This window comes from Faecalimicrobium dakarense (assembly GCF_000499525.1).
In the GTDB taxonomy this organism is placed as follows: domain Bacteria; phylum Bacillota; class Clostridia; order Peptostreptococcales; family Peptostreptococcaceae; genus Faecalimicrobium; species Faecalimicrobium dakarense.
The window spans coordinates 13,377-27,637 of sequence record NZ_HG529265.1 but is presented as its reverse complement, the minus strand read 5'-3'; the positions used below and the strand labels follow the sequence as shown (position 1 = coordinate 27,637).

Sequence of the window (14,261 nt, the reverse complement as noted above, 5' to 3'; positions counted from 1 at the left end):
GCTTATATAAGCTATACCTTTCTTTATTTTCTAGTTATCAAAATCTACATGTATTTTTCCTTGTGGTGTGTTTATATCAATATAAGATAAATTAAAGTTATCATCCATAACATCTATTTTATATTCAAAGAAAACATCATCATCTTTCTTTGACATAAATATATAGCTTCCATTTTCTGCTTCTTCTATTTGATCACATATTTCATCGTAAATATCTTTTCCACTTACATTACCTTCATGACCTGCTTCTTTTATTTTTTCTTCTATTAATCTGTATATTTCTTCCATATTCAAAACCTTCTTTCTATTTCATAATATAAACATTATATACCCAAATACTAAGTATTTACAAATATGTTTTAAGTTATATTAAGATATAGCTATAATTATTAACATAACCACTGACATTATACAAAAGATAAATTCAAAATAAAAACACTACTTATATTAATATAAATAGTGTTTGATTACTTCTTAGTTTCCTTGTATAACTCTTGTTGCAATATTTTTTGAGTGGTCTGATATTCTTTCTAAGTTACTTAATAACTCTATATATGCTATACCAGAGTCTATACTACATAAATTTTTCTTTAATCTACTTCTATGACTTGATCTAAAAGATTTTTCCATGTAGTCTACTTCCTCTTCTAATTCTAATACTTTATGTGCTAACACTTTATCATATTCTTTCATAGATTGAAGTGCTAATGTGTATACTTTTAAAACTTTATCATAAATACATACTATCTCATCTTTAGCTTCTTTTGATAAAGATGAGTTTGAATTTATAAGATCTTGTGCTAATTCTGCTATATTTTCAGAATGGTCACTAACTCTTTCTATATCATTTACTGTATTAAATAGAAAATCTACTTGAACTATTAACTGATCATCTAATGATTTTGTAGATAGTTTTACTAAATAATCTATAACTTTCTTTTGTAATTGGTTTACGATACTTTCTTTTTCAAATGTTTTTTTCACATCTTCTTCAGAACTTTCTATTACAGCTTTTATTGAGGATTCTAATGTTCCTTTTGCTTTATTTCCCATTCTTAATGTTTCTTTTACTATATTTCCAAGTGCTATAGATGGAGTTTCTAACATTCTTTCATCTAAATACTTTGTTGTTTTTTCATCGTATTCTTCATCTCCATTATCTGGTATAAGCTTCATAACTAATTTAACTATGTACTTAGAAAATGGTAATAATATTAAAACATTAATTATATTAAATAATGTATGTGAGTTTGCTATTTGTCTTGATACATCTGATGGATCTAAATTTTGAACTATCATGCTTATAGGTTTATTTAAAATTAACATAAATAAAAGAGTTCCTATTACATTAAATGTTAGATGCATAACTGCAGCTCTTTTTGCATTTTTGTTAGTTCCTATACTTGATATTAAAGAAGTTGTACAACTACCTATATTATCACCATATAGTATTGGTAATGCTCCAGCTAATGGCATTAGACCTTGTGATGCTAGGGCTATTAATATACCCATTGATGCACTTGAACTCTGTAAACAAGTTGTAAGTGCAAAACCTGCTAATAGTGCTAAAAATTGATGGTCTGCAAGTCCTTCTAATAAATTTCTAAATCCTTCATATTGAGATAAAGGTGCAAGAGCATCCTTCATAAATTCCATACCTATAAATAATATAGCAAATCCTATTAATATTTCAGATATATTTTTAAGTTTTGGCTTTGATTTAGAACCTATCATATATAATATAATACCTACTCCAAGAGCTATTGATGATATTATGCTTGCATCAAATGATACTAACTGTGCAGTTACTGTTGTACCAATATTTGCACCCATTATAACTCCTATAGCTTGATATAAACTCATTATACCTGCATTTACAAATCCGACTACCATTACAGTAGTAGCTCCACTACTTTGTATAATACCTGTAACAACCGCACCAACTAAAACTCCCATTACTACATTACTAGTTAGAAGTCCTATGGCTTTTTCTAATTTAGGCCCTGTTGATTTTTGCAGTCCTTCTCCCATTATGTTCATTCCATATAAGAAAAGTCCTAAGCCTCCGATAAGACTTATGAATATCTTCACTGTCTATTCCTCCTCAAAATAATAGTTCTGTTCCTTACTTTTTTCACTATTTTATATTAGCAGAAAATTCGACGTTTTTGTTAATTTTATTTATATTTTCTTATTTTTTTTATAAAAAAAATTACCTATATTAATATAAGTAATTCTTTTTATTAGTGGAAAACATTTATTTGAATATATCTATAACTGCTTTGTATTAAATTATTTAACATTATTTTCTTTAATTAATCCAAAGTTTTTTCTTTATATTCTATATCCTTAATATCGTAAATTTTATTTTGTTTTTTCCTGCTTATCTTATTCCATTGGTTCTTTCTTTTTCTATATCCTATAAATCCTGTTAGTCTATACCATGAACAGATTTGCCTATATCCAAAGCTTTCAAATACTGAAAATACCATAAGCTTTAATAATGTAAAACCACTTGATATATGCTTAAATATATAATTTTCAAGAATTATAGATGTTATAGATATTATAGTTCCATATAATATATAAACAAATAAAAATGTAAATAAAAATTCTATATTTAATAGTCCTGAAAAATAGGATATTAAAATTATAACTAATCCAAATATATCTATTATGCAAGAAAATAATTCATATACTACAAAATACAAAAATGAGAATACTCCTACCGTTCCATATTTAGGATTTAAAAGTATATATCTATGATTTAATAAGCTTGTAATAAGACCTATATGCCAACGTCTTCTTTGATTTTTTAAATCTTTAAATTTCTCTGGCACTTGAGACCAACAAATTGCCTTATGAGCATATTTTATATTATATGGAAGATGATTTTTCCTATAAAAAGAATGAAGTTTAACAACAAGGTCCATATCTTCTCCTATAGTTTTTGTATCATACCCTCCAATATTTATAGCAGCACTTTTTTTAAATAGTCCAAATGCTCCTGATATTATTAAGTTCCCATTAAAACTATTAAACCAAACTCTCGTTGTTAGAAATACTCTATAATATTCTATTGTTTGAAATATTACAAGCAACCTTTTAGGTGATAGTACTTTTACAACCTCACCTTTGTCTAAAACAACCTGATTAGAAACTTTTATATTTCCTCCAACTGCAACAGTTGTATCATCCTCCATAAAAGGTATAGCTATATTACTTAGTGAATCTCTTTGGAGTATAGAGTCTGCATCAAGGGATACAAATAATGGATATCTAGATACGTTTATACCCATATTAAGTGCATCTGCTTTACCTCCATTTTCTTTTCTAACAAGTGTTAACTTTATATTATCTTTAATAGTTTCTTCATATATAAATTCTTCTTTTTTACAGTTCACTACTCTTCTAATTGGTCTTGCTATCTTCTTTAGATTAAATTTATTTATTATTATTTCAGAGGTACTATCTTTTGAACCATCATCTATAACTATTATTTCATACTCTGGATAATCTAAATATAGTAATGAATCTATGCAATCTAGAACTGTTTGTTCTTCATTATATGCAGGTACTAGTATAGATATTGGTATATAGTTATCCTCACTTTTTATTGATAATGCATTTAGATACTTTCTTTTTCGTTTATCTTCGTTTAACTCTAAAACTGAAAATATTGTAGATATGAAAAATACCCCTGCATATATTAATATATAGTACATAAAAAATATATTTAAATAATCAATAACTAACTTTAACATCAGTGTCTTCCTCTATCTTTCTTGACATTTCTAAGCACTCTTCATAAGGTATTTTATTTTTCATAAACATTGCATAAAAAAGTATATCTCTTGAATACTTATCATTCTTTTTAAGTACCCTATCTATTATATAATCTTCTTCGAATCTTAATAAAGATATTGCTGAATTATATCTTACGTGCCAGTTTTTATCTCCTATACTTATAAGTAAAGCATCTATACTTTCTTCATCTTTATAATTTCCTAAAGCAGATGCACAAATTGCTCTATACTCCCAGTCATATTTCTTTAATATCTCTATAACTTCATTTTTAGCACTTTCACATTTTACAATTGAAAAGTATTTTATCACACTTATTCTTACTTCTTTATCACTGCTTTCGTTTTTTAGAATATCTAACATATTATCTTTAACTAATACAATCTTGTCATTTTTAAAGTGTTCTACAATTGTCTTTTTTATATTTTCATTAAATAAACTAAACTTATTTATAAGTTGTCTATTTAATAGACTCTTATTTCCACCAAATTGTCCTAATATATCAATTAAAATCTTATTATTTATATACTTGTCTTCATCTGATATATATACTAAAGCCTCTATAAAATTATTAAGATTACCTATTTTAGATATAGCCTTTAATGATGATACTCTTAAGTAAATAGATTTTGTGTTAATACAATTAAATAAAAAGTTATTAACTTCAAAATTATTTAATTTATATTCACCTAATAATACTGCACAATAACTTTTTATTGTATCATCTTTTCTTTTACATTTTTTTATATGTCCTAATATTACATCTTCAAAGTTTAACATATATATTTTAGTAAATTTATGATTTTTTTCATTTTCATTAAATTTAAATATATGATTATTAAAAACTTTTACATAAGGTCTTTTGTTTAGATTTTCTTTGATGTATTTTATATCTATTTTAGATAACTCTTTATTTGATTTGACATTATTTAGTTGTCTTAAAACTTCTTTTCCAAAAGTATTTTCTAATTTATCTACTTTTTTATTAAATCGCATGTTAAGCATATCTTTTACTATCATATAAATAATTGAACATGAAATTATATATACAAAAAAACTTAGTATTATATATATATTAGCAATACTTTTCATATTATTTTCCTCTTTGATTATTTATTAATTCATTCTTAATTATATAATATGATTCTTTTAGTCTTTCATGGTATGTTGGCATGATCCAACTATCCAAATCATAAGCAGTACTATGCAGTCTATCTGTTTTATTTCCTTCCTTTACAGTTACCCCTACATTTATATTATTTATCATTAATGGCTTTGTTTTAAATTCTTCATAAAAGTCATTTTGTATTTGTTTTGTTGAAGGGTCCATAAAGTTTAAAAGCCCCCATGGGATTCTTAACTCTATATAATTTTCTCCTATATAAAAATCAGATACTGAGTTAAAATCTTTATCTTTTGGATTAGCATTTCCGTACACTAATTTACCAGTTTCATAAACTAATTTATCTGCAAATCCTCCTAATGATTCTACATACATTTTAGGTCTTGTTTCTATAAATATTGGAGAAAATTCATCCATATCTGGTGTATGTTTTATTAAATCAGGCCTTATTTGATTATTCTTTTCATTTTCATAGAAATTAAATCTATTATAATACTCATGAACTAATATTTTAGAATTATCTCTATCATTTATATTAACTATAAAATCCGATGGTCTATCAAATTCTAAATTTAGTTGAGAACTTTTACTTGAACCTGATTTTGGTGTTGTATCTAAATCTATATATAAATCTTGTTTATTAAGATCTAGATTATTCGAAAATTTTAACATTAAGTATAAATATTTTTCATCATTTTTCATTGATATGCTTATATTATTATTTTTGTTTAAAATATCTTCTTCCTTCCATTCACTTATAGCATTATCTGGATAACTTATACTTTCTTTTTTACCTGGGTCAAACGCCATAAGTCCAAAGTTTTGGCTATATGTTTGAACATCACTCCAGTAAGCTGACCTATCTAAAATTTTGCTTTCTTTAGTATTCCATGATGAATTATGCCAGCTATCTTGAAATTCAAATATAAAGCTTCCTGCACAATTAGACCTCTTTATAGATTTATAAACCTCTGCTAGTGCTTGCCCTTGTTCTTTTTCATTTATATATCCTTTTGAAGAGTTTTCCATATTAAAGTCACCTGCCACTCTAGCTGAAGGTATTCCAAACTCTCCAATTACAACTGGTATTTTATGGTATTCTTTTATCTTTTTAAAATAATAATCCATATTATTTTGATATTCCTTAACTTCAGAGTATGATGGATATATATTATATGTTGCAAATACGCCAGTTTTTAACTTTTTCTTTGCTTTTATATTTTCAGGATTTAGATAGTTTTTTAGATCATCTACTTCCTTATCCTTTAATAATATGCTATCCTCTTTTGGATTTTCTCTACTACTTACTATATGATAAGATGAAGACCCTACAAAGCTTATAAGACTTTGTTTTTTATACATCTCTAATTCATAACCTGCTAAATAGTCTCCCATTTGTGCCATATATGATTCAAATGATGATGCTTTATCATCTGTGTATAAAAACTTTCCACTATAAGATTTTTTTTCATTCATAATCTCAGTATATATAAGATCATGCTTTGCAAATTCTATACCTAGAGTGTATCCAATTATATATTTAGAAATATCAGTATTATAAAATTGAACTATGTCAGGCTTATCAAAATTATATGGATTTCCATGAACTGAATCTATTATAAGCTTTATATTAGTTTTAAAAACTTCTTTCAATTTATTACCTTGAGGGTCATATCCATCTTTTAAATAGGTTTCATCAAAATATATTCCTTGAACCAAGTAAATCGGATTTTCTTTATCTTTATTAAACTTTTCTAGTGCGTTGTAAAAGTGTTGGCTCATAAGGTTTGAAACTTTTATACAGTTTGCTCCCATATCATATATATATTGTATCCATCTAAGATACTCTTCTTCTTTTACAGTATTTTCACTTTGGAAAACCCCTGGCTTAGCTGGGTCTAAGTTAACTCCAACTATGTTAAACTTTTCCCACTTATTATCTTTAGCTATATATATATCTTCACCCTTTGTTTTTGTAAAATAAGTATCATCCATTCCTGCCATTCTATTTGTAGCTATATCATCTATGAAGTTTGCTATTAATATAAATATTATCGTACTAATTATTAAAAATCGTTTCACATATTATCACTCCTACTAATTTGCCCATTTGCTAAGACTATCTATATTTTCGTCCATCCATTTGCCTCTTTTAACTATAAAGTTTTTCATCAAGCTAATCTCTTCATCATAAGAAGTAGCTTTACCTGTAGTATCCTTTAGTAAATGATAATTCTTTTTTAAAAACTCTTCGTATTTACCTATATCAGCTGAATATTCTCCTGATACATCTCCATTTTCTTCAAAAACTTCAGCTTGATTAGACATATACATTGGCCATTTATAAAAGTTCCTCTTACTTGCATTACCTAATGATTTTACCGTTTCATCTATTAGGTTAAGTAAATATTCATCACTAAGGTATGTTTTTCTAAGTAACTTGTATCTATCTACTACTTTATCTGCAAAATTAACATCTTCCATTAACCTATCAAACCAAGGTCTTTGATTCATAAAAAAGGCTGTATAATCATAAGGTTTACCAATCTCATTATTGTGATTTCCTAATGATTTATTAAAATCCCATACTGGTCCTGCTTTTATTTTTTCTTCATAATCTTTGTATATATAAGTACTTAATAATCCTGCATCCGTATTTTTGAAAAATTCATTTATTATATAATAATCTACAAAAGAATCTACATCTATATACTTGTTATACCCTAATACTGGGTCATTAAATTTATCGGAATATAAAACTCTTTCAAACTCACTAATATGCTTTTCTATATATTCGTGTTTTTCTGGTGTAAGACTATTTTTAGGATATACTACATTAATACCATAGTGGTAAAGATATGTTTCTTTACCATAACTTCTTAGCTTAATATCTCCTTCTTTTTGTCTATCTTTTGCAAGTATAAAACTAGTTTCATCAAGATTTTTTAAAGACTTAGTTATATCTACTCTCTTATCACCTCTTTTTATTTTTTCAATCATAACGTAAACACCTTTATAGGTTTTCTTTTATTTCTGTACTATTATCATCAATTAAAAATACTTCGCAAAATCTAACATCTGGTGCATATTCCATTATATTTCTAGATGTTTTTAATGCTATATAATTTCTCATAAGTGATTTATCTGCAAATGGACCATTTAATACCCAGTCAGAACTCTTTGCCATACCAAGCATTTTCTTTTCATTTTCTTTTCCTTTATTGGTTAAAAGTTCAATACTATATTGCTTTTTAGGATACTTACTCGTACTATTTCCCCTTATCTTTATACTTGCTTTACTTACAATATTAGGGTCATGTGATAACTTATTTGACTTATCTTTATTATCATATACTTGTATATTTACAGGGATTTTTTCTTCTCTAGGAACTAATTTACCGTTTGTATCTATTATAACTATTGGTAAGTTGAAATCTGAACTTTCTAGATTACTTTCATAGGTTTCATTAAGATTTTTATTTTGAATTTTTTTAGCTTCTTCTCGTGATTTTTCCTTTATATTATTTAGATAGGCTGAACTAAATATTGCTATAAAAACAAAACTCAGTGCCATAAATGACCTAAATATGTCTTTTTTCATAATTTATCACCTAACCTATTGTTTCTCCATTTTGAGCAACTATATTTACAGTACTTACACCTTCTATTTTATACAGTTCATCTATTATATTTTTATCTTCATTGTTTTTTATTTTTATTTGATATATTATTTCCATATTATTTCCAACAGAGTTTTTAGCTCTTAACTGACTTCCCTTAAAAGCTTTAAAAACACATCTCATTATGTCTTCTTCTCTTTCTCTATTACCTCTTATAATAAGTATATATCTTTCTTCTTTACCAAATCCACTGAAACTAAACATAGCTAAAACTCCAAATAAGAATAAAGATCCTACAGATGCTATCATATAGTTTCCACTACCAACACTTAAACCTACACCTATACACCAAAAGATATACGCAGTATCCCTTGGATCTTTTATAGCTGTTCTAAAACGAACTATAGATAATGCACCTACCATACCTAGTGATAATGCTATATCACTACCTATAACAATCATTACCATTGTAGTAACTAAAGTTAACATTACTAATGATACATTGAATTTACGGTTATACATTACTCCACTAAAAGTTATTTTGTATGTCCAAAATACTACCATTGATAGTATTAATGCTATACTCATCATTTCTATTGCATCAAATGCTGTTATTGTTCCACTTGGTGCAGTTAAATATTTATATAATGTTTCCTTCATTTTTGCCTCCTTTATAGCATATAATTTCCAAAAAATCTCCTTGAAGTACAGTACTTGCTAAGAGATTGATTTGTTGTATCCAGATCAGTTAATGCTTGTGATATCCAACAAAATAACTCTCCATCGAACTTAACTTCTAAAAGTGCATTGTAATAATCTACTACCGGTGTCATTATTACATCTTCACTAAACATGTTAAAGTCAAATTCATTAGACCTAATATCGCTATCTAAAGTAACTCTTATATTGTTTTCATTGTGTATATACGCTCTTCTATTATAATCAACTAGGACTACAGGCTGATATTGTTCTACTGTCATAATATTGTATGCTGAATGAGCCGTTTGATTATCATACTTTAAAAGTACACTGTAATCTTTGTCTATAAGTTTTATAGCGTCGTCTCTACTTATTGTTGTTGTTTCTTTAATTTGACTTATATTTAGTTTTCTTTTTATCTCTAGCTTTACAGTATCTGTATTTATATCATATATTCTTAATCTTATTTTTTTCCTTATTTCTTCTCCATCCATTTTGGAAAAATAATCACAATTATTTATACTATCAAAGTATAAACTTCTAATTCTATATCCATATTCTTTATTATTTTTATCTGGAGTTAAAACTTTTTTAAATAATTCATTAACTTTGTAATAGTCCATTTCACCTATAGGATATTTAAGCTCCCTTCTATTGACTATCATAATCGTCCTCCTTTCCTAAATAATTTCAAAACTATTTTAACTGATTTAAATTTATCGATAATTTTATAAATACAGTCTTGTTTTTTTGTATACCATAAGTATACTCGAGTAAAACTATTTTTTTCAACATTTCATGAGTAATAACCACATATTTCATCATTATATGTAATATTTTGTCATCTATTTTCCAATATTTTTATTTATTGTTAAATATTAAGAGTTTCCAAATAGAAATTATAAATATTATATAGATATTAAGATTATAAAATAAAAAAAGTGGCTTAGTTAATTTAATCTAAGCCATACTTTTTACATTATCACTATATTTTTTTTACCATTTTTACCATTTATTAATTTAAAATCTGCATCTTTTATTATATTATTAAAATTATTTATGCATTTATCTATACTAGAAATACCAAAGCTACAAGTTATATTTATATTTTTGCCCTCGTAAATAAATATAGCAGCCTCTATATCTTTTCTTATTTTTTCAATAATATCATAACAATCTAATTTTGAAATTTTATTCATTACTATGACAAACTCATCTCCACCATATCTTCCTGCCCATCCATATAAGTTAATATTTCTCTTAATAATATCTGATATAGCTTCTAATATATAATCTCCACACATATGTCCATATGTATCATTTATAGTTTTAAAATCGTCTATATCCATAATAGCTAAAGATAGGTCATATTGATTTTCTATGGCATTATTTATATCTGATGGCGTTTTCTCATTTATATATCTTCTATTATAAATATTTGTAACTTCATCAATTATAGCTAAATCATTAAGTCTTTGAATTTCTTTTTCTGCTTTATCCATAGATTTGCTAATTAAGCAGCTTGTTATATTATCATTAGTTATATCTTTTAAAACTTCAACTATATATTTTTCTTTATTTTTTATTATAGGTGTTGCCATTATAAGGTATATCTTATCTTTTAAGTACTCTACTTTAGTAAATGATTTATTTTCATTATAGGCTCTCATTGAAATACAATTACTGCATTCAGAATTCTTTTCCCAAAATTCATAACATTTATGTGCACTATATTTTACATCGTCCTTTGAAATTTCTAAAGTACATTTCCTGACTGGATCTAATATTCTCCTATATTCAAATAGCTTATCTATTATATTTTCGTCATTTAATGCTTCTTTATATATATTCACCATTATATCCCCCTAGAGCTTAATACCTGTAAATATTTAATATAAAATATCACTGTTATATTATATATTATCACTTACCTTAGTAATAGTCTAATTTTTCCAAAACAAAATAATACTTGCAAACTTGCAAGTATTATTTAAAAATCACTTAAACTTTATATCTTTAAGCTACTCTGAAATTATATCTTTATAAAAACACTATTCCTAAAGTAAGTAATGAAAGTACCATCCATCCTATAAAACTAATATATAATTTTATTTATTCTAAGTTAAGTTTTTTATTTAATATATAAACTGTACCATAAAATAAAAGACCTATTATAATCATACTAATTATAAACATATAATTCGATCCATTTGCTGATAGTTGACTTACTTGAGAAATACCTGCTTCATAATCAAAGTCTATTGGCATATGTGAAGTTATTGAATTACTTACATAGCCTACAACTACATTAATTATAAAAAATGTTGCAAGTGCTGCTACATTTCTATGTTTATTAAATTTAGGTAATTGACCTACTGATAGTGATAAATATATTTGGAAAATAAATGTTGAGTATGCAAGAAATAATGCTAAAGATACAATAAAAACTAAACGTCTAAGATCTGGTTGAGTTGATAACCCCTTCCAAATTTCATTGAAAGCTGAAGTTATTTCAGAAACACTTACCGCATTAAATATAATACTAAAAGATAAAAGTGCTACTAATCCACTTAATATAGTAAATATTAGTGATGCTAAGTATTTTGAAATTATAATACTACTAGTCTTAACTGGCAAAGTAAACATTAAATAACCTTCATCTCCTAAAAGATTTTTTCTAAATCTTTGTATAGTTATAATTATACTTAATACATATAAAGCTACAAAAAGTCCTATTAATACTGTTGTCATTATAAACTGCATTTGGAATAATTCGCTTCCACCAAAAAGTCTATTTAAAAATGACATAGCTATTATTGCTATATATATTGGAATAAATATTCTTATATAAGCTTTAAGTTCATATTTTAATAATTTTCCTAACATTTAAATTCCTCCCTAAATAAGGCATCTATAGATTTACCTTTTTCTTCTCTAATACTTTCTACATCCCCTTGAAGTACTATATTTCCATCATATATAAATATTACTTCATCACATATATTTTCAATTTCACTAATTAAATGAGTTGCAATTAATAAAGTACTATCCTCACAGAAATTTGCTAAAATGGTTTTAAGAATATAACTTCTTGCAGCTGGATCAACTCCACCAATTGGTTCATCTAATACATATAAACTTGCCTTTCTTGACATAACTAATATTAACTGTACTTTTTCTTTAGTACCTTTTGACATAGTCTTAAGTTTTTCATTTTTATCAATATTTAAGCTTTCAAGCATATCATAGGCTTTATTAACATCAAAGTCTTCATAAAAATCTTCAAAGAATTTAATAATATCAGTAACCTTCATCCAATCATTAAGGTAAGTTCTTTCTGGAAGGTAAGAGACTATTTTTTTAGTTTCAACAGATGGTTCCATTCCATTTACTAAAACTATTCCATCATTTGGTGTTAATAATCCATTTATAAGTTTTATCATAGTACTTTTACCATTTCCATTTGGTCCTAAAAGACCTATTATCTTTCCTTTTTTCAAGTTTAAATTTATACCTTTTAAAACTTCTTTTTTGCCATAGCTTTTGTGTACATTCTTAAATTCTACAATACTATTCACTATATTCCCTCCCTTAAATTCTCTGTTACAAGGTCTATAATTTCTCCATTATTATATCCAAGCTTTACTAGAGTATCTTTTAATTCTTTTATTCTTAAATTTGCTACTTCTTCTCTCATGTCTTTAATTTTTTCTTCATCATCAGTTACAAACCTTCCACTAGTTCGTTTACTATAAACCAATCCTTCTCTTTCAAGTTCTGATAATGCTTTTTGCATAGTATTTGGGTTTACTTCAGCTTCTTGTGCCATAAGCCTTACTGGGTCTAGTTTAGAGCCTACTTGTAATTCGCCTGATATTATACTTAGTTTTAGTTGTTCTACTAACTGTATATATATTGGCTTATTATTATCTATTTCCCATTCCATTTTTTCACCACCTCATTGTATTAATATAATAGTACAATAGTACAAAAATTTTTGCAATAATTTTTTATAAAATAAAAAGCTATGTTAAATAACATAGCTTTTATATATATTAATCTAAAGTTACATTTTCTATAGCTAAATCTTTGTAGAAATTAGTCTCAGCTAGTGCCATATATGGAATTAACCATAAAAATCCTACTCCAAATGTTATTACGGAAAGTATGCCCCAACCTAAAAAGCTTAACTGCAGAACAAAGTATTTCCATTTATTTCCTTTCATTAGTTTCATACTTAAGCTCATAGCCTCTAATAAACCTAAATCATCTTTTTCAATTATGATATAAGGTACCTGTGCTACTGCAAAAGTGAATATTATAAATGCTATATACATTAAACATATTAAAATTATTCCTACTATATTTGCAATTGTTATTCCATCACCATAAAATACTGAAGCTGCAATTAATCCAGTTGATGCAAATACAGATATGAATCCTATTATCATTGAAATTATTCCTATTATAACAGTATACCCTAATGCTTTTAGTAATTTATTAGATGGTACCAAAACATCTTTAAATCCAGCTTTACCATCCTTTTTCAAAAATTCCAAATAAAAGTTAGGTATTCCTATAGTTGCCCATACAGAAATTGCCCATACCACTACAAATGTTATTATAATAGTTGGTAATGACTGTGCTTCTTCCTGAAATAAGCTAGCTATAATTGTTACTATTAAATATGCTAATGTTAATAGTACTGGAGTTTTCCAATGTCCTTTAAGTTGACTTTTTGTAAGTTCTTTTAATTCGATTCTGTTCATGTAACACCCTCCTTATAATAATATATATATTACTCATTGTCTAATTATGTGCTTTAATAAAATTTTATTATTTGGACTTAATAACAGGAGCGTCAAAATTTACTTTATAATTAACTAAATAATCTAAAAAGAGTTGTCTTCAAATGATTTAAATCATTTGAAGACAACTCTTTAATTAATATCTAGAACCAGTTAAGTTGACAAGCTTCATATTTATTTTTATAGCTATCTATAATATCTTCCATT

At 25.9% G+C, this 14,261-nt stretch carries 14 protein-coding genes; all 14 read right to left on the bottom strand.

What is annotated here, in order from left to right; all coding sequences use genetic code 11:
- Positions 1-30: 30 nt before the first annotated feature.
- The gene (locus BN899_RS04240; RefSeq protein ID WP_042273242.1) at positions 31-288 is read right to left on the bottom strand and encodes a hypothetical protein; all 258 of its coding nucleotides are present in this window, start codon (positions 286-288) and stop codon (positions 31-33) included.
- A gap of 186 nt (positions 289-474) precedes the next feature.
- Positions 475-2,091 (bottom strand): Na/Pi cotransporter family protein, encoded by a 1,617-nt coding sequence (locus BN899_RS04235; protein ID WP_042273240.1) that lies wholly within the window; start codon positions 2,089-2,091, stop codon positions 475-477.
- 224 nt (positions 2,092-2,315) lie between these two features.
- Positions 2,316-3,764, bottom strand: coding sequence for a glycosyltransferase family 2 protein (locus BN899_RS04230; RefSeq protein WP_042273238.1), 1,449 nt, complete (start codon positions 3,762-3,764; stop codon positions 2,316-2,318).
- Positions 3,745-4,896, bottom strand: coding sequence for a HEAT repeat domain-containing protein (locus BN899_RS04225; RefSeq protein ID WP_052356582.1), 1,152 nt, complete (start codon positions 4,894-4,896; stop codon positions 3,745-3,747). The genes BN899_RS04230 and BN899_RS04225 overlap by 20 nt, the downstream gene beginning before the upstream one ends.
- 1 nt (position 4,897) lies before the next feature.
- Positions 4,898-7,009, bottom strand: a complete 2,112-nt coding sequence (locus tag BN899_RS04220) for a hypothetical protein (protein WP_042273236.1) — start codon at positions 7,007-7,009, stop codon at positions 4,898-4,900.
- A 15-nt stretch (positions 7,010-7,024) separates the two neighbouring features.
- Entirely contained in the window at positions 7,025-7,927 is a 903-nt protein-coding gene (locus BN899_RS20105; protein ID WP_278244958.1) for a CotH kinase family protein, read from the bottom strand.
- Positions 7,928-7,940: 13 nt separating this feature from the next.
- Complete coding sequence (locus tag BN899_RS20100; protein ID WP_278244957.1) at positions 7,941-8,528, bottom strand: CotH kinase family protein; 588 nt, start codon at positions 8,526-8,528, stop codon at positions 7,941-7,943.
- A gap of 10 nt (positions 8,529-8,538) precedes the next feature.
- Entirely contained in the window at positions 8,539-9,207 is a 669-nt protein-coding gene (locus BN899_RS04210) for a DUF4956 domain-containing protein (protein ID WP_042273235.1), read from the bottom strand.
- A gap of 11 nt (positions 9,208-9,218) precedes the next feature.
- Positions 9,219-9,911 carry a polyphosphate polymerase domain-containing protein gene (locus BN899_RS04205; RefSeq protein ID WP_042273234.1) on the bottom strand — a complete coding sequence of 231 codons (693 nt, stop codon included), beginning with the start codon at positions 9,909-9,911 and terminating at the stop codon, positions 9,219-9,221.
- A 309-nt stretch (positions 9,912-10,220) separates the two neighbouring features.
- Positions 10,221-11,102 carry a GGDEF domain-containing protein gene (locus BN899_RS04200; protein ID WP_042273232.1) on the bottom strand — a complete coding sequence of 294 codons (882 nt, stop codon included), beginning with the start codon at positions 11,100-11,102 and terminating at the stop codon, positions 10,221-10,223.
- A 256-nt stretch (positions 11,103-11,358) separates the two neighbouring features.
- Positions 11,359-12,132 (bottom strand): hypothetical protein, encoded by a 774-nt coding sequence (locus BN899_RS04195; RefSeq protein ID WP_042273231.1) that lies wholly within the window; start codon positions 12,130-12,132, stop codon positions 11,359-11,361.
- Complete coding sequence (locus BN899_RS04190; protein ID WP_042273229.1) at positions 12,126-12,824, bottom strand: ABC transporter ATP-binding protein; 699 nt, start codon at positions 12,822-12,824, stop codon at positions 12,126-12,128. Before BN899_RS04190 ends, BN899_RS04195 begins: the two co-directional genes overlap by 7 nt.
- On the bottom strand, positions 12,824-13,192 hold the full coding sequence (locus tag BN899_RS04185) for a GntR family transcriptional regulator (protein ID WP_042273227.1): 369 nt from the start codon (positions 13,190-13,192) through the stop codon (positions 12,824-12,826). Before BN899_RS04185 ends, BN899_RS04190 begins: the two co-directional genes overlap by 1 nt.
- 109 nt (positions 13,193-13,301) lie before the next feature.
- Positions 13,302-14,015, bottom strand: coding sequence for a DUF975 family protein (locus tag BN899_RS04180; RefSeq protein ID WP_042273225.1), 714 nt, complete (start codon positions 14,013-14,015; stop codon positions 13,302-13,304).
- Between the last annotated feature and the right edge of the window lie 246 nt (positions 14,016-14,261).